Annotated in this window: 15 protein-coding genes; 9 read left to right on the forward strand and 6 right to left on the reverse strand. The window is 39.3% G+C overall.

The genetic code is table 11. From position 1 onward, the window contains the following. The first annotated feature begins 269 nt into the window (after nucleotides 1-269). The 5 genes from dnaK (at nucleotide 270) to lepA (ending at nucleotide 8,487) form a co-directional block, all read left to right on the forward strand. Nucleotides 270-2,162, forward strand: coding sequence for a molecular chaperone DnaK (gene dnaK, locus MCO_RS02090; RefSeq protein ID WP_007552308.1), 1,893 nt, complete (start codon nucleotides 270-272; stop codon nucleotides 2,160-2,162). A gap of 159 nt (nucleotides 2,163-2,321) precedes the next feature. After that, nucleotides 2,322-3,470: a molecular chaperone DnaJ gene (dnaJ, locus tag MCO_RS02095; RefSeq protein ID WP_007552309.1), complete on the forward strand. Its 1,149-nt coding sequence runs from the start codon at nucleotides 2,322-2,324 to the stop codon at nucleotides 3,468-3,470. Nucleotides 3,471-4,395: 925 nt separating this feature from the next. Continuing rightward, entirely contained in the window at nucleotides 4,396-5,301 is a 906-nt protein-coding gene (argB, locus tag MCO_RS02100) for an acetylglutamate kinase (protein ID WP_007552310.1), read from the forward strand. A 34-nt stretch (nucleotides 5,302-5,335) separates the two neighbouring features. Then, nucleotides 5,336-6,244, forward strand: a complete 909-nt coding sequence (locus MCO_RS02105) for a DMT family transporter (protein ID WP_007552312.1) — start codon at nucleotides 5,336-5,338, stop codon at nucleotides 6,242-6,244. Nucleotides 6,245-6,681: 437 nt separating this feature from the next. Beyond that, nucleotides 6,682-8,487 (forward strand): translation elongation factor 4, encoded by a 1,806-nt coding sequence (lepA, locus tag MCO_RS02110; RefSeq protein ID WP_007552314.1) that lies wholly within the window; start codon nucleotides 6,682-6,684, stop codon nucleotides 8,485-8,487. Between the two features lie 76 nt (nucleotides 8,488-8,563). On the opposite strand, the gene dapD is transcribed toward lepA, so the two are convergent. Beyond that, entirely contained in the window at nucleotides 8,564-9,412 is an 849-nt protein-coding gene (gene dapD, locus MCO_RS02115) for a 2,3,4,5-tetrahydropyridine-2,6-dicarboxylate N-succinyltransferase (RefSeq protein WP_007552315.1), read from the reverse strand. Between the two features lie 104 nt (nucleotides 9,413-9,516). Between dapD and MCO_RS02120 the strand changes: the two genes are divergently transcribed. After that, complete coding sequence (locus MCO_RS02120) at nucleotides 9,517-10,380, forward strand: LOG family protein (RefSeq protein ID WP_007552316.1); 864 nt, start codon at nucleotides 9,517-9,519, stop codon at nucleotides 10,378-10,380. Between the two features lie 32 nt (nucleotides 10,381-10,412). Here MCO_RS02120 and truA read toward each other — a convergent pair whose 3' ends face one another. From truA to def, 3 genes are read right to left on the reverse strand one after another with little or no spacing between them, the layout of a single operon-like run. Then, nucleotides 10,413-11,156 carry a tRNA pseudouridine(38-40) synthase TruA gene (truA, locus tag MCO_RS02125; RefSeq protein ID WP_007552317.1) on the reverse strand — a complete coding sequence of 248 codons (744 nt, stop codon included), beginning with the start codon at nucleotides 11,154-11,156 and terminating at the stop codon, nucleotides 10,413-10,415. A gap of 1 nt (nucleotide 11,157) precedes the next feature. Further along, entirely contained in the window at nucleotides 11,158-12,087 is a 930-nt protein-coding gene (gene fmt, locus MCO_RS02130) for a methionyl-tRNA formyltransferase (RefSeq protein ID WP_007552318.1), read from the reverse strand. Then, nucleotides 12,087-12,617: a peptide deformylase gene (gene def, locus MCO_RS02135; protein ID WP_007552319.1), complete on the reverse strand. Its 531-nt coding sequence runs from the start codon at nucleotides 12,615-12,617 to the stop codon at nucleotides 12,087-12,089. Before def ends, fmt begins: the two co-directional genes overlap by 1 nt. A 90-nt stretch (nucleotides 12,618-12,707) precedes the next feature. Between def and MCO_RS02140 the strand changes: the two genes are divergently transcribed. Both MCO_RS02140 and MCO_RS02145 read left to right on the forward strand, forming a co-directional pair. Continuing rightward, nucleotides 12,708-13,892, forward strand: coding sequence for a DNA recombination protein RmuC (locus MCO_RS02140; RefSeq protein WP_007552320.1), 1,185 nt, complete (start codon nucleotides 12,708-12,710; stop codon nucleotides 13,890-13,892). A gap of 97 nt (nucleotides 13,893-13,989) precedes the next feature. Beyond that, nucleotides 13,990-14,574 (forward strand): hypothetical protein, encoded by a 585-nt coding sequence (locus MCO_RS02145; RefSeq protein WP_007552321.1) that lies wholly within the window; start codon nucleotides 13,990-13,992, stop codon nucleotides 14,572-14,574. 513 nt (nucleotides 14,575-15,087) lie between these two features. Here MCO_RS02145 and MCO_RS02150 read toward each other — a convergent pair. Further along, entirely contained in the window at nucleotides 15,088-15,339 is a 252-nt protein-coding gene (locus tag MCO_RS02150; protein WP_007552323.1) for a DUF1150 family protein, read from the reverse strand. Between the two features lie 29 nt (nucleotides 15,340-15,368). Then, a complete protein-coding gene (locus MCO_RS02155; RefSeq protein WP_007552325.1) occupies nucleotides 15,369-15,797 on the reverse strand; it encodes an Hsp20 family protein in 429 nt (142 codons plus the stop codon). 121 nt (nucleotides 15,798-15,918) lie between these two features. Here MCO_RS02155 and nth point away from each other — a divergent pair, with 121 nt between their 5' ends. Then, complete coding sequence (gene nth / locus MCO_RS02160; RefSeq protein WP_007552327.1) at nucleotides 15,919-16,659, forward strand: endonuclease III; 741 nt, start codon at nucleotides 15,919-15,921, stop codon at nucleotides 16,657-16,659. Nucleotides 16,660-16,789 lie beyond the last annotated feature (130 nt).

The following is a 16,789-nucleotide window of genomic DNA, read 5'->3' on the forward strand; positions in this document are numbered from 1 at the left end:
TCCGATGCCTTCCTCCTTAATAAAAATAGCATTTATGCGTAAGTTAGAGCACCTCTTTTAAAAGAAAAATTTTATTTTTAGAATGTTCTCATTATTCTCTTGTAGCGATAAGAGCCTGTTCTTATATACAAAACAGAAAGGCTTGTTGCGACTTGCAGTTTATTGTTTGTGTAGCTTGAAGTGAGATGCAGGCTTTAAGTGTTATGAGGAGCTTTCTTGGAAAGATGCTTGATGAAGGTTGAGGGAGCTTGCTGAATGGAGATTATAATATGGCAAAAGTAATTGGTATTGATTTGGGGACAACTAACTCTTGTGTCGCTGTTATGGATGGCAAAAGCGCAAAGGTTATTGAAAATTCAGAAGGAGCGCGGACAACCCCTTCGGTTGTTGCCTTTACTGATGGAGGCGAGCGGCTTGTTGGGCAACCTGCTAAACGGCAAGCGGTTACGAATCCTGAAGGAACAGTTTTTGCAGTTAAGCGCTTGATTGGTCGTCGTTTTGATGATCCTATGGTTGAAAAAGATAAAGCGCTTGTGCCTTATAAAATTGTTAAAGGTGACAATGGTGATGCGTGGGTTGAAGAAGCGGGTAAGAAATATTCTCCATCACAAATTTCAGCTATGATTTTGCAAAAGATGAAAGAAACCGCTGAGTCTTATCTTGGTGAAAAAGTTGAACAGGCAGTTATTACGGTTCCTGCGTATTTCAATGATGCGCAACGTCAAGCTACTAAAGATGCGGGCAAAATTGCTGGACTTGAAGTTTTGCGGATTATCAATGAGCCAACAGCTGCTGCTTTAGCATATGGTTTGGATAAAAAAGATGGAAAAACTATTGCTGTTTACGACCTCGGTGGCGGTACATTTGATATTTCTGTACTTGAGATCGGTGATGGTGTTTTTGAAGTTAAGTCAACCAATGGAGATACATTTTTAGGTGGTGAAGATTTTGACATGCGCTTGGTTGGTTATTTTGCCGATGAATTCAAGAAAGAACAAGGGATTGATCTGAAAAATGATAAACTAGCATTGCAGCGCTTAAAAGAAGCAGCAGAAAAAGCAAAGATTGAACTTTCTTCTTCACAGCAAACAGAAATCAATTTGCCATTTATTACGGCAGATCAATCTGGCCCCAAGCACTTAACGATGAAATTGACTCGGGCGAAATTTGAATCTCTCGTTGATGATTTGGTTCAGCGCACTATTGAACCATGTAAAGCCGCATTGAAAGATGCAGGATTGAAAGCAGGTGAGATTGACGAGGTTGTTTTAGTGGGTGGTATGACACGTATGCCCAAGATTCAAGAGGTTGTGCAGAGCTTTTTTGGCAAAGATCCACACAAAGGTGTTAATCCTGATGAAGTTGTGGCAATGGGAGCTGCCATTCAAGGAGGGGTATTGCAAGGTGATGTAAAAGACGTATTGCTCTTGGATGTAACACCTTTATCTTTAGGTATTGAAACATTGGGTGGAGTTTTTACACGTCTCATCGAACGCAATACAACTATCCCAACGAAAAAATCGCAAGTTTTTTCAACAGCTGATGATAACCAAAATGCCGTGACTATTCGTGTTTTCCAAGGTGAACGCGAAATGGCTAACGATAACAAGTTGTTGGCTCAATTTGATCTCGTTGGTATTCCACCAGCACCGCGTGGTATGCCTCAGATTGAGGTTACTTTTGATATTGATGCGAATGGTATTGTGAATGTGTCGGCTAAGGATAAAGGAACCGGTAAAGAACATCAAATTCGTATTCAAGCATCAGGTGGTTTAAGTGATGCTGACATAGAAAAAATGGTAAAAGATGCGGAAGAGCATGCGGCTGAGGACAAAAAGCGCCGTGAAGGTGTGGAGACTAAAAATCAGGCGGAATCTCTTATCCATTCGACTGAAAAATCATTGAATGAATATGGCGACAAGGTATCAACTGAAGAAAAGGAACAAATTGAAACTGCGATATCTGATTTGAAGTCTGCACTTGATGGCAGTGATACTGAAGAAGTGACAGCAAAAATGCAGAAGTTGGCAGAAGTCAGCATGAAGCTTGGACAGGCAATGTATGAAGCTTCACAAGCAGCAACAGATAACACTGAAACAGATACCAAGGATGATGATGTTGTCGATGCTGATTTTGAAGAAATTAATGACAAGAAGAAATAGTGTAAGCAAATGTATTGATTAAATTAATAAACCCAGCCTTTGGGATATAAGGCTGGGCTTTGTTATTTGAGATGAGTTGCAACTTTGTGACTAAAAATATAAATTGAAAACAAGTATTATCCATTAAGATGGATAACAAAAAATTATCAGGAATACATGATGAAGGTTGATTATTATGAAATTCTTGGCGTAACTCGCGAATGTGATGATAAAAAGCTGAAATCTGCGTTTCGTAGGTTAGCGATGCAATATCATCCTGATCGCAACGCAGGGGATAAAGAGGCAGAGCGAAAATTTAAAGAAATCGGCGAAGCTTATGAAGTTCTCAAAGACCCTCAAAAACGCGCTGCTTATGATCGATTTGGTCATGCAGCTTTTGAAAATAACGGCCGAGAAGGAGCAAATCCCTTTAGTGGTTTTGCTGCGGGTGGCGGATTTTCGGACATTTTTGAAGATTTTTTTGGCGAAATTATGGGAGGCGCACACCGTAAGCGTAGTGATGGTCGCGAGCGTGGTGCAGATCTGAGTTATAATATGGAAGTGACTTTGGAAGAGGCATTTTCAGGAAAAACTGCGCAAATTAATATTCCCAGTTCTGTTACTTGTGATGCCTGTGAAGGATCGGGTGCAAAAAAGGGCTCTAAGCCTCAAGTTTGTGGAACTTGTCATGGGGCTGGTCGTGTGCGTGCTGCCCAAGGTTTTTTTTCTATTGAGCGAACATGCCCTGCATGTCATGGACGTGGTGAAACGATTACGGATCCATGCCCAAAATGTCAGGGGACGAAACGAATGGAAAAAAAGCGTTCATTAAGCGTGAATATTCCAGCTGGCATTGAAGATGGTACGCGTATTCGCCTTTCTGGGGAAGGAGATTCTGGCATTCGTGGTGGTCCTAGCGGCGATCTTTATATTTTTCTTTCCATTAAACCACATGAATTTTTTCAGCGAGAAGGGGCAGATCTTCACTGTCGCGTTCCTATTTCAATGGTAACAGCGGCTTTAGGAGGAGAGTTTGAAGTTTCCGATCTTGATGGTGTCAAGGCACGTGTTAAGATTCCAGAGGGGACACAAAATGGATGTCAGTTCCGCCTTAAAGGCAAAGGTATGCCCATGTTGCGTCGTCAGCAGGCAAGGGGTGACCTTTATATTCATATCGCTATTGAAACACCGCAGAAATTAACACAAGAGCAGCGCGAATTGTTGCAAAAGTTTGAAAAGCTTTCAAATCATGAGAATTCACCGCAATCACACGGTTTTTTTTCGCGGATGAAGGAGTTTTTTGAGAATATTTCTGGTCGAAATGATTAAATGCTCAACAGAATTAAGGTATGGAAACGCCACTTGAAAGATTATTTTAATTGAATTTTTTATTGCATCACACTCGTTAGAAAAAAGTGGAGATTCTTCTTGTTTTTGTTTGAGCCCAGATTGGATATTTTTTATAGTTTTTTATTACCAGAGAGCATAAGGTATTTTATAGTTTTTTCACTAAAAATATACTTTGCTTTGAGTCTTGTAATTCATTTTTCTTTTAAATTAAAACTGTAAAATCACTTGGTGAAAGATAGGAACCGATGGGGTAGCAAAGGCTTAGTTAATACATATAGCAGAATTTGAATGAATTGGGATTTCTTTAAATGACTATAATATTTTCATAGTTTCATGCGTTGTTTCAGGAAAATTTGTATGGTCTGATAAGATTACAAAGTTGGATTATGCTGCTACGAGGTAGAGCATTCGAGTGGTGTTTTTTAATTTCTAATTATTGTGAAAAAGATGAATTTCTAGGTTAAGACTTTAGCATATTTGGTATATCTACGGTTGAGTCATTTCTTGTATTAGAGATTAATTTCACCACTATAAAGAATTCTTGTTTTCGTCTTATAAAATCAATGGTTGTATACATCCACATTCATTGTTAAAGCTCAATAGAGTAAAGATAATGAGTTGAATGTACGGCATAGCTTAGCAGTTCTTCTAAATTCTGCTTCCTAATTTTATACATAAAATCATAAAGAAATGATATTTTGTACGCTTATTTTGATTAATTTTTCGATGCGAATTTTTAAAAGAAGTTACTTTTTTATTATCTCATTATTACTTTGATCGTAATTTAAAGAAAAATTAAGTGTCTTTTAGGGGAACGGATAGAGTAAAACTTATTTTGAAATTTGTTTTCACTTTTTCTAAACTCTACTAAAAAAGGGTAAAAAGTGATGAGGAGGCCCTTTTAATGGATGATGTTGAAAACGATGTTGCAGATGTTTTTGAAAAACAAGCAGCATTTTTATCGTCTGCTTTACCTTATATGCAAAAATATGAAAATGAAACGGTTGTTGTGAAGTATGGTGGTCACGCTATGGGTGATCCTGCTTTGGGGCGAGCGTTTGCGCGTGATATTGCTCTGTTGAAGCAATCAGGAATTAATCCCGTTGTTGTTCATGGTGGAGGTCCTCAGATTGCAGAAATTTTGATGAAAATGGGAATTGAGTCGCGGTTTGAAAATGGTTTGCGTGTAACCGATGAGCGGATTGTGGAAGTGGTTGAAATGGTTTTGGCAGGCTCCATAAACAAGGAAATAGTTGCTCTTATCAATGCAGAGGGTGAATGGGCAATAGGGTTATGCGGTAAAGATGGCAATATGGTTTTTGCCGAAAAAGCTTATAAAACTATAATTGATCCCGATTCACATATTGAACGTGTTTTAGATTTGGGATTTGTTGGTGAACCTGTTGAAGTTGATCGCACATTACTGGATCTTTTGGCATGTTCTGAAATGATTCCAGTTCTTGCTCCTGTAGCGCCAGGTCGCGATGGCAAAACCTATAATATTAATGCTGATATTTTTGCTGGAGCCATTGCCGGTGCATTAGAGGCAAAACGCCTTTTGTTTCTGACAGATGTTTCTGGTGTCTTAGATAAACAGAGTAAACTTTTAAAGAAATTGACAATTTCTGAAGCTGAGAATCTTATAAAAAATGGAACAATTTCAGATGGTATGATCCCAAAGGTAGAGACTTGTATAAAAGCTCTCCAAAATGGTGTCGAAGGTGTTGCCATTTTAAATGGCAAAACTCCCCATTCTGTCCTGCTAGAGCTGTTCACCGAACAGGGAGCTGGAACGCTTATTATTCCATAAGATATACGGAAAAACTGGAGGAGAAAAACCTTTCATGATTAATATAAAACAGTTGAAACATCCTTTATTGAGCAAGCCAGAATTAGCATTATTTACTGCAACAATATTGTGGGGCATTACATTTTTAGTGATTCACATAGCGGTACGCTATAGCGGCCCTCTCTTCTTTGTGGGATTTCGTTTTATTATTGCATCGCTTATGTGTGGGGCAATTTTTTGGCGCTCTATGAAAGATATAACTGTTTATGAAATTTTTGCTGGGATGGCTATTGGTTTGGGAATGTTTTTTGGTTACGCTTTGCAAGCTACAGGGCTGCAAACCATTATGAGTAGTCAGTCGGCTTTTATTACAGCGCTTTATGTCCCTATAGTTCCAATATTGCAATGGATTGTTTTTAAAAAGCCACCTCGTTTAGCTTGTTGGATCGGTATCGTTTTCGCTTTTATCGGGCTTGTACTTATTTCTGGACAAAAGCCGGGAAGGTTTGATTTTTCAAAGGGTGAAATTCTGACTTTGTTAGGTGCTTTAGCAATTGCTGCAGAGGTTATACTCATTGGAATTTTTGCTAATAAGGTTGATAGCCGGCGCGTAACGATTATGCAGTTATTTTTTAGTGGTCTTTTATCATTTTTTTGTATGCCTTTTATGGGTGAAAGCATTCCCGAATTTTCGTGGGTATGGCTGAGTATTGGTCTAGGATTGGCATTAATGAGTGCTATCATTCAATTGGCGATGAATTGGGCACAAAAGTCTATTTCGCCTACACGTGCAACACTCATTTACGCAGGTGAACCTGTATGGGCTGGCATTGTTGGGCGTTTAGCTGGTGAGCGTTTGTCCCCTTTAGCTTTATTGGGAGGAGCATTCATCTTGATTGGGATTGTCGTGGCTGAATTACAACCTTCACAATGGCGGAAAAAAGATAAAGTGAGAAAAAGCTGATTAACTTCTCTCTCTTTTTTCATGATTTTACTTTGTGATATTTTGTTTGGAGAGATCGACTTTTACTCCTTTTTCAAATAAATTAAAAGAGATTCGTTACGCTTTTTCACTTTTAAAAGAAGAAATTTTTTAAAGAGTGTAAGTCTTTTTATTTTGTGTAAAATTGATAAAAAAGTAGGTTATTGTATACAAATAAAAAACAACACTTTTTGTAAATTTTATTACAAGTCTAAACTTTATACACATTTCTAATATCGTACGGGCATATAGCATTACTTTTAATTATTGATACTTCGTTTAGCAAACAAAAGCTTCATTTTTTAGGTTATAGGAAATTGTGTTTTGAGAAGCTCTTTCCATTTATATTTTCTTGAAAGGTTTTCAAAGAGGTGTAATTGGTCTTTGCGTTTTGTGCTATTCTTTGCTAAATCGCCCGTATGACAGTAGATCGTAATTATATCCGTAATTTTTCCATCGTGGCACACATCGACCATGGAAAGTCGACTTTAGCTGATCGTTTGATACAAATGACGGGAGGGCTTGAAACACGTGAGATGAAAGAGCAAGTGCTCGATTCCATGGATATTGAGCGTGAACGTGGAATTACTATTAAAGCACAAACGGTACGTTTGCACTATAAAGCAAAGAGTGGTGAAACCTATATTTTAAATCTTATTGATACACCTGGTCATGTTGATTTTGCTTATGAGGTTTCGCGTTCATTGGCAGCTTGTGAAGGTTCACTTTTGGTTGTGGATGCGAGCCAAGGTGTAGAGGCGCAGACATTGGCGAATGTTTATCAAGCTATTGATAATTCTCATGAATTGGTTGTTGTGCTCAATAAGGTTGATCTTCCAGCGGCAGAACCTGAGCGTGTTAAAGAACAAATTGAAGATGTGATAGGTATCGATACATCTCAGGCAGTGGAAATATCAGCAAAAACGGGTTTAGGTGTTCCTGATGTTTTAGAAGCAATTGTGATGCAATTGCCACCTCCACGTACTGGTGATGTTAACGAACCTTTAAAGGCGATGTTGGTTGATAGTTGGTATGATGCATATCTTGGTGTCATTGTTTTGGTGCGGGTAATTGATGGTGTATTGAAAAAAGGTCAAACTATTCGCATGATGGGTACAGGAGCAAAATATCCAGTTGAACGGGTTGGAGTCTTTACTCCAAAAATGATTCAAGTTGATGAATTAGGGCCAGGGGAGATTGGCTTTATAACGGCCTCTATCAAAGAAGTTGCCGATACACGGGTTGGTGATACCATTACGGAAGAACGCCACTCTTGTGCAGAAGCGTTACCTGGGTTTAAACCAGCGCAACCAGTTGTTTTTTGTGGACTTTTTCCCATTGATGCAGCTGATTTTGAAGATTTGCGTGCAGCAATGGGAAAATTGCGCTTAAATGATGCAAGTTTTTCCTTTGAAATGGAAACATCAGCGGCTTTAGGGTTTGGCTTTCGTTGTGGCTTTTTAGGGCTTCTTCATCTTGAAATTATTCAAGAGCGGTTAGAGCGTGAGTTTAATTTGGATTTAATTGCAACAGCACCTTCGGTTGTTTATCGCATGAATATGAATGATGGTTCTGTTAAAGAATTACACAACCCAGCAGATATGCCTGATATTGTTAAAATTTCTTCCATTGAAGAACCATGGATTCGGGCTACAATTATGACTCCTGATAATTATCTTGGATCAATTTTAGAACTTTGCCAAGAACGGCGAGGGATACAGGTTGGTTTGTCCTATGTTGGGGCGCGTGCGATGGCAACATACGATTTGCCGCTGAATGAGGTGGTTTTTGATTTTTATGATCGTTTAAAATCAATCTCAAAGGGTTATGCTTCCTTCGATTATCAGATGAGGAATTATGCAGAAGGCGATTTAGTTAAAATGTCTATTTTGGTGAATGGAGAGTCTATTGATGCATTGTCGATGCTTGTGCACCGCACTATTGCGGAAAGGCGCGGGCGTTCCATGTGCGAAAAACTAAAAGATCTTATTCCTCAGCATATGTTTCAGATTCCGGTTCAAGCAGCAATTGGCGGTAAGATTATTGCGCGTGAAACAATTCGTGCTTTGCGTAAAGATGTAACGGCTAAATGTTACGGGGGTGATGTAACACGTAAGCGCAAACTTTTAGAAAAGCAAAAAGAAGGCAAAAAACGAATGCGCCAATTCGGAAAAGTAGAAATTCCGCAATCGGCTTTTATTCAAGCGCTTAAAATGAGTAAATAATGAAAAAAAGATTATTCTCCCTCGTTGATAGTGCTTTTACATTTTGTTGATTGGCTAAGGCTTTTTAAGCGTATTTTTAATCACGCAAAAGATCGTTAATAGATGTTTTCTCTCGTGTTTTTTGGTCAACGCGTTTCACTATGACAGCACAATAAAGATTTGGACTTGCTTCACCGTTTGGCAATGGTTTGCTAGGAAGAGAGCCTGGAACTACAACAGAATAGGCAGGTACTTCGCCTATAAAAACTTCGCCTGTTGTACGATCAATAATCTTTGTAGATTTGCCAATAAAGACTCCCATCCCTAAAACTGCACCTTCACGAATAATACAACCTTCAACGACTTCAGAGCGAGCACCGATAAAGCAATGATCTTCAATAATTGTTGGGTTTGCTTGCAATGGTTCTAAAACACCTCCGATACCGACACCACCAGAAAGATGAACATTTTTTCCAATTTGTGCACAGGAGCCAACAGTAGTCCATGTATCAACCATTGTTCCCTCATCGACAAAGGCACCAAGATTTACAAAGGATGGCATCAATATAACATTGGGAGCAACATAGGCAGAATGGCGTACAATAGCTCCAGGCACTGAACGAAAATCGGCTTTTTTAAAATCAGCTTCTTGCCAACCAGAAAATTTCGAAGGAACTTTATCCCACCAATATGTTCCATCTATCCCACCGGCAATAATTTGCATAGGATTAAGCCGAAAAGAGAGAAGGACGGCTTTTTTTAACCATTGGTGAACATGCCATTGTCCATTTTTTTGACGTTCCGCTACGCGGATTTCACCTTTATCAAGAAGGTTTAATGCGTGTTCAACACTCTCACGAATTTCCCCCTTTGTGGTAGTGGTGATAGAATTGCGATCGTTAAATGCTTTTTCAATAATCATCTCAAGTTGTGTAAGATAAGTCATGATCAAAGTTCCGTTAAATAAGTTGAAAGCTTCAAGATGTATTTTTATGACCTACGCGAAGAAATGTGTTTAGTCAATAAAACGATGAGGAAATAGGACAAGGCATGAAAAAGGCTGACAAAGAAAAAAGAGAAAAAGAACAAAAGAATTGGGTGCCACTTCTCCATGTAAAAGATGCTCTACAACAGATGCATGAAGTTCCTGATTCAGTACAAATGCATTCGCCTACTTATCGTTTGGCGTATATCGACCAAGAGTTTATGATGCGTCCTGAGTTACGCTCACAACGCATTGGTCTTGAGTTTTTAAAGCCAGAAATAGTGCTTCAGGAATATAATATTCAATCAACAATTGTTTTATTTGGTGGTGCGCGTATTCCCGAATCTGGACAAGCAGCGTGGTCGGCAAAAAATGAAACGCAAAAGAAAAATTTACATGCTATGTCACATTATTACGATGAAGCAAGGGAATTTGCGCGTTTGTGTTCATGCTATTCTGCCACGACACAGTATCGTGAGTTTGTGGTTATCACGGGGGGAGGACCAGGGGTAATGGAAGCAGGAAATCGTGGTGCCGCTGATGTTGGTGCACCAACGGTTGGCTTAAATGTTGTTTTACCACATGAGCAAATGCCTAATTCTTATGTAACTCCGCATTTATGTTTTAATTTTCATTATTTAGGGATGCGTAAAATGCATTTTTTAATGCGGGCGAAGGCGTTAGCTATTTTTCCAGGAGGGTTTGGTACCCTAGATGAGTTATTTGAAACTTTAACTTTAATGCAAACAGGACGGATGAAACAGGTTCCAATTTTGATGTTTGGCAAAGAATTTTGGAACAATGTTATTAATTTTGATTATTTATCAGCACAAGGTACGATCTCTCCTGATGACCTCACACTGATGACATTTGTCAATACAGCAGCGGAAGCTTTTGAAGAAATTCGTTCTTTTTATAAGCTTCCTTAATTGCTATTGAAGAAGTAACTTTTGCAGGATGATTAATATTCCACTTTGGTCAAATAAAGCCCTGAAGGTGGTGCAACGACACCACAACGTTTACGGTCTTTAGCATGAAGAGCCGCTTCAAGATCTCGTGCTGTCCAGCGACCGATACCAACTTCCATGAGGCTTCCTGCAAATGAACGAATTTGATGATGAAGAAAAGAACGGGCTTGTGCATAGAGGAAAATCTCCTCTCCTTCTCTTTGCACATCAAGGCGTTCAAGGGTACGAATGGGGCTTTTTGCTTGGCAATGGGCTGAGCGGAAAGTGGTAAAATCGTGTTGTCCTACAAGTTTTTGGGCAGCTTCATGCATGGCTTCAGCATTGAGGGGTTTTGGCAACCACCACACGCGCTTGGCGTTTAGAGCTGGTGGTGAGCGGCGATTAAGGATTTTAAAAAGATAATGGCGTTTAACTGCGGAAAATCGTGCATCAAAGTTATCGGGGACATTTTGTACATTTAAGATCGAAATATCTTCTCCTTGTTTTTGTAAATACGCATTGAGTGCATCACGTACAGTGTGCGTGTGCCAATTTTTTTCAAAATCAACATGTGCAACTTGCCCCGTAGCGTGCACACCTGCATCAGTTCGACCAGCTGTCGTAATGGTTAATTGTTGTCCACAAAAATGAAAAATAGCTTGTTCAAGAGCCCCTTGTATGGTGTGGAGTTCTGTTTGGCGTTGCCAGCCAGCGTAATTTGAGCCATCATATTCAAGGGTGAGTTTAAAACGTGGCATATTAAAAAACAGCAGAAATATGAGCGCCTCGCAAAAATGTGGCGCTATCAAGAATTTTACCACCAGATCTTTGGAGATGAGTTATTTCTAAACGTCCCTTTCCGCAGTGGACAATCAAAGAATTTGGTTCTATCCGACCAATTTCAAGAGAAGGACCCATTGTTAAGCGACTTCCAAGAATTTTTACGCGCTCTTCTCGTCCACCGATATTCATGTTGCACCAGCAACTAGGAGAGGGAAAAAGTGCACGAATATACCTATGAATAAGTTCTGCTGGTTTTGTCCAATCGATCCGAGTCTCTTCCTTTTTGATTTTAGAGGCATAGGTTATGCCTTCTTCTGATTGTGGGGTAAGTTTAAGCTGTCCTTTTTCAAGAGCTGACAGAGCTTTTACCATAAGTTCTGCACCTATATGTGAAAGTTTGTCTGAAAGTTCACAGGTCGTCATGTTATCGGTGATAGGGATGGAGTGGGAGAGAGCAATAGGTCCTGTATCAAGTCCTTCATCCATTTTCATAATCATCATCCCTGTTTTTTTATCACCAGCCATAATTGCACGCTGAATAGGAGCAGCGCCACGCCAACGTGGTAAGAGTGAAGCATGGGCATTAAAACAACCAAAACGTGGTGTTTCAAGAATAGCTTTCGGTAAGAGGAGCCCATAGGCGACAACAACAACAGCATCAACACAAAGTGCTGTAAGTTGGGCTTGTTGTTCACCTGTTTTTAACGTTTGAGGAGTGAACACAGGGATGCATTTTTCTTGTGCGGCATTTTGAACAGGTGAGGGGATCGGTTTAAGACCACGACGTCCTGCTGGGCGAGGGGGTTGGCTGTAAACAGCTACAATATCATGTCCCGCATTCAACAAAGCATGTAAAATAGGAACAGAAAAATCAGGTGTTCCCATAAAACTTAACCGTAATGCCATTACAAAACTGCTTCCTGTGCGTTTTTTTCTTTTGCTCGTTTTTTAAATTTTCGTATCACCATATCACGTTTGATTTTTGAAATATGATCTATAAAAAGGCAGCCGTTCAAATGGTCAATTTCGTGTTGTAAGCAAGTCGCTAGGAGATCATCAGCCTCAATTTCTGTTTGTTTTCCTTGTCGATCTTGATAGCGAACACAAAGGCGTTTGGGACGTTCAACTTCCGCATAATATTCAGGAATAGAGAGGCAGCCTTCTTTATAAATATTACGCTCATCAGAAAGCCATAAGATTTTTGGGTTAATAATAACAAGCGGATTTTTTTGGATATCATCTCCAGAGACATCTATGACCAACATACGCAGCGGTACACCAATTTGGATAGCAGCAAGACCAACGCCTTGGGCCTCATACATTATGTCCAACATATCATCAGCAAGCTTCTGAAGAGTTGAATCGACATGCTCTACGGGTTTGGAGACTTCCCGTAAAATTGGATCAGGTAAAATAATTAAAGAGTTAAGTGACATAAGTACAAATTAATCAATGGTTTGTTATGGGTCAATATTGAATAACGAATTCTTGCGCTTTTTTATGATAAGAGCATTATATTACTTGGTATGTTTGATTCGTTTTTTCTTTTTACGCTTGCAGATGAGTCTTTTGCTAAATTGAGTGCTCTACTTTTATTGATACTCATTTGTTTGGTGTTTTTTATGCTGATACATTCTCATCGGAGAAAGGCACTTTGGGAAAATGAAACTGCTGAACGTGCTCGTGAGGCACAAATGCAGATGGCTACATTGCTAAAAACACAAGCTGAAATGCAAGGGCGAATGCAGACTATGGCAGAAATTTTTGGGCAAAGGCAGGCTGAATTGAATAAGTCACTCAGTGAGCAACTCAATGGGATGACAACCAATTTGGGTCAAACGCTTCAGGTGCAGACCAAATCTACTTATGAAAATTTGGCTCGTTTGCAAGAACGTTTAGCGGTGATTGATGCGGCGCAAAATAATATTCAGTCGCTTACAGGGCAGGTTGTTCAGTTGCAGGCTATTTTAAGCAATAAGCAGACACGTGGCACTTTTGGTCAGGGGAGGATGGAAGCAATTATTGCCGATGCCCTACCAACAAATGCTTATGCTTTTCAGGCAGTTCTCTCTAATGGAAAGCGCCCAGATTGTCTTATTCATATGCCGAATAAGGCACCTTCTCTTGTGATTGATGCAAAATTTCCTTTAGAGGCTTGGAATGCCATGCGTAAAGCAACATCAGCGCAAGAACGTCAGGAAGCAGAACGCCAATTCCGTACCGACATGGAAGTTCATATTCGCGATATTGCACAAAAATATTTAATTCCGGGAGAAACACACGACACTGCTTTTCTCTTTGTGCCCTCGGAATCGATTTTTGCAACAATTTATGAAGATTTTGAGCCATTGGTACAAAAAGCCAATCGATCCCATGTGATTATTGTATCACCATCTTTGTTGATGTTATCTGTTCAGGTTGTACAAACCATTATGAAGGATGCGCGGATGCGTGAACAAGCTCACTTGATTCAGTCGGAAGTGGCAAAGTTAATGGAGGATTTTGGACGAATGGATACGCGTGTTCGCGCGTTACAGAAGCATTTTTACAAAGCGGGTGAAGATATAGAGGGAATTTTAATATCATCTTCCAAAATTATGAAACGAGCTAATCGCATTGAAACTTTTGAGTTAAAAGAGAATAGCTTTGAGCCAACGAAAATGACAACTTCTATTCAATCTCAAACATTGCATTTGGTAGATGAGGAGTAAAATAAGGCTCCCAGTAATTACAAGATTCTTTATTGATTAGTAATAATTTTTTAGTATCCATAATCGCATTAGTTTCCTAATGAGAGGAAAAGAGAATATGCGGAGCTTTTTTTGGGGGGCATTGGTGTTTCTACTAGAGGGATGTGCAACAACCTCTCCGATTTATACAAACAATGCTTGCGCCATTTTAGCGCAAAAAAATGGTTTTTTTGATAATTGGGGAAAAGCTTCTAAACGCGCAGAAATGCGCTATGGGATTCCTATGCCTATTATTCTTGCAACCATTAGGATGGAATCGAATTTTCGTCACAATGCACGTCCTCCACGCACCAAACTTTTTGGTTTTATTCCATGGAAACGTAGATCGACAGCATATGGTTATTCTCAGGCACTTGATAGTACATGGGCAATGTATCTCCGCTCTACGGGACGGACTTTTGCATGGCGGACTAATTTTGCAGATGCCGCTGATTTTGTTGCTTGGTACCATCGCCAAAGTGTTCAACGCAACGGTGTGAGGTTTGATGATGCATATAGCCTTTATTTAAATTATCATATGGGACATGGTGCTTATGCGCGTAGTAGAGGGTATGTAAGTGCAGCGCTTGTCCGAGCGGCACAGCGTATGACAAAAATGTCTAAACAATATGAACAACAATTAAAGGCATGTGGGTGGCGTTAAAGGAGGATATTCGCAACAGGGATTAGATTGGTATAGACTTAAATACGGAATTTATTATGTCTGGAACGAACGAATGTAGTTTTTCTGGTTACACGGGTTGAATAAATCCAGATGACAAAAAACGCTTTCAATGTATTTAAGAATATCATGGGAGTATTTTTTATCAAAGCCTTTGTTAATAAAGAAATGCAATATTAGAAGGTAAAAAGTTCAAGATAAATGTCGATAACAGAATAAATTCAAAGAATATTAATCAACAAAGATTCCTTCTTAGTAAAAACAAGACAGCAGAATATCAAAGAAAAAACAGATAGCATCATCCAAAAGATTGATAGTCTGTAAGAGGATAGTAAGAAGTTAAACATAACCGCGCTTTTTGGTTAAAAAAATTACGATATTTCCGAAACCGGAATGATTTATTTCCAATTTATTCATAAAAAGGCTTATCGTTCGTCGTGCTTTCTCATACAAGACTAATAGAGTAGATGCTTTCATTATTTTTTGTGCAACAATTTAGTGCAGAGTTACAATTTTCAGTTCATGCTCATTGGCTCCTGCAAGAGCGATAGCACGCTCATCGGATAAAATGATTGGATAGCCTGTTTCACCAAAGAGAGCCCATATTGTAATGCCTGGGGTCATTGGTGGAAGATCTGGAAAGTTTTTAGCCAAATCATCTGTACAAACCTTTTTTAAATAAGCAATTTGCCCCGTATCGGAGTGAGTTGTATCTTGCAACGGCAGGTTCTGTTTGTGCTCTCCCATTTCACTACTCCTTTACGCTTTAATGTTTATTACTCACCGCTACTACAATTGATCGGAATCTGTACTGTTTGCTTTTTTGATTTCGGTTGATGCAGATTAATTGATAAGAGACCATTTTTCAACTCAGCATTTGTAACATGCATTCCCTCAGCGAGAACAAAGATGCGTTGAAATTGACGTGCCGCTATACCGCGATATAAATACTCATGATTTTGACTATCCGCTTGTTTACCATGAATGATTAGTTGATTGTTGTCAAGCAAGATATTGAGGTTATTGACTTTAAATCCAGCAACAGCCAAAGTTATGCGTATATGGTTTGTGTCGTCGTTTTTGTGCAAACGTTCAATATTATAGGCCGGATAAGCCTCATCAGCTTTACCAATACGTCGCAATGCTTTTTCTATAGTTTCAAATCCTAAAAGAAAGGGATTGGAGAAAGGCGTCACATGTGTCATTGTGAGTGTCCTCTTCAAAGCGACTCTACTTAAACCAAGCTCTATAACAAAGTGCTCGCTACATCTCTCTCAATATGGCGAGTGTGGATGATAACTTCAAGAGAGAAGATAAGAGAGTTCAATGATTCAAAGAAAAATAAAGTTATCACAGACACGAAAATCTGTTAAAATATTGTATAGCAAAGACGAAATTGAAGAAATATTTCGTCGTTTTTCTATTCAACGTCCCACTCCTAAGAGTGATCTTATCTATACCAATGTTTTTACTCTTTTAGTTGCGGTTGTTCTTTCAGCTCAGGCTACAGATACGAGTGTGAATAAAGCGACAAAAGAATTATTTCGCCTCGCTGATCAACCGGAAAAAATGGTTGCATTAGGAGAAGAAGAAATTGCACGTCATATTCGTACAATTGGTCTTTGGCGTGCAAAAGCGCGTAATGTTTATGCACTTTGCAATTTTTTAATTGATCACTATGGTGGTCAAGTGCCTGATAAACGTGAAGCACTTATGGCACTTCCTGGAGTAGGGCGTAAAACGGCTAATGTTGTTTTGAATGTTGCTTTTGATCAGCCTACATTGGCGGTAGATACGCATATTTTTCGGCTTGGAAACCGTCTTGGTTTAGCATTTGGCAAAACACCAGAGATTGTTGAAGAAAAGTTACTAAAGATTATACCGGTGCATTATCTTCGTCATGCGCATCATTGGCTTATTTTACATGGGCGTTATATTTGCCAAGCGCGTAAAGCACAATGTACGCAATGTATTATTGCTGATCTGTGTAAAGCAGCCATCAAAACAAATGCAATTCCAGCACCTTTGGTTGAAGTTCAAGGCAATGGGTCTCCGATTTTTTTTTGATATGGTCTTGCTATTTTGTGTATACTAGCTTATGAAAACGCTGTTAGAACCGCCCGGCAGGGCATGCCGTGGCTGTTTAAATGCTTATTCAAGCGTTGTTCCGCCGTTGTTTCGCTTGAGTGAATAGGTC

This window comes from Bartonella sp. DB5-6 (assembly GCF_000278115.1).
GTDB classification, from domain to species: Bacteria; Pseudomonadota; Alphaproteobacteria; order Rhizobiales; family Rhizobiaceae; genus Bartonella; species Bartonella refiksaydamii.

Coding starts and splice junctions, on each gene's coding strand:
- MCO_RS02155 (WP_007552325.1), bottom strand. CDS start 15,797: ATGACACATGTGACGCCTTTCTCCAATCCCTTTCTTTTAGGATTTGAA.
- MCO_RS02145 (WP_007552321.1), top strand. CDS start 13,990: ATGCGGAGCTTTTTTTGGGGGGCATTGGTGTTTCTACTAGAGGGATGT.
- fmt (WP_007552318.1), bottom strand. CDS start 12,087: ATGGCATTACGGTTAAGTTTTATGGGAACACCTGATTTTTCTGTTCCT.
- lepA (WP_007552314.1), top strand. CDS start 6,682: ATGACAGTAGATCGTAATTATATCCGTAATTTTTCCATCGTGGCACAC.
- MCO_RS02105 (WP_007552312.1), top strand. CDS start 5,336: ATGATTAATATAAAACAGTTGAAACATCCTTTATTGAGCAAGCCAGAA.
- MCO_RS02140 (WP_007552320.1), top strand. CDS start 12,708: ATGTTTGATTCGTTTTTTCTTTTTACGCTTGCAGATGAGTCTTTTGCT.
- MCO_RS02120 (WP_007552316.1), top strand. CDS start 9,517: ATGAAAAAGGCTGACAAAGAAAAAAGAGAAAAAGAACAAAAGAATTGG.
- dnaK (WP_007552308.1), top strand. CDS start 270: ATGGCAAAAGTAATTGGTATTGATTTGGGGACAACTAACTCTTGTGTC.
- MCO_RS02150 (WP_007552323.1), bottom strand. CDS start 15,339: ATGGGAGAGCACAAACAGAACCTGCCGTTGCAAGATACAACTCACTCC.
- truA (WP_007552317.1), bottom strand. CDS start 11,156: ATGCCACGTTTTAAACTCACCCTTGAATATGATGGCTCAAATTACGCT.
- nth (WP_007552327.1), top strand. CDS start 15,919: ATGATTCAAAGAAAAATAAAGTTATCACAGACACGAAAATCTGTTAAA.
- def (WP_007552319.1), bottom strand. CDS start 12,617: ATGTCACTTAACTCTTTAATTATTTTACCTGATCCAATTTTACGGGAA.
- argB (WP_007552310.1), top strand. CDS start 4,396: ATGGATGATGTTGAAAACGATGTTGCAGATGTTTTTGAAAAACAAGCA.
- dapD (WP_007552315.1), bottom strand. CDS start 9,412: ATGACTTATCTTACACAACTTGAGATGATTATTGAAAAAGCATTTAAC.
- dnaJ (WP_007552309.1), top strand. CDS start 2,322: ATGAAGGTTGATTATTATGAAATTCTTGGCGTAACTCGCGAATGTGAT.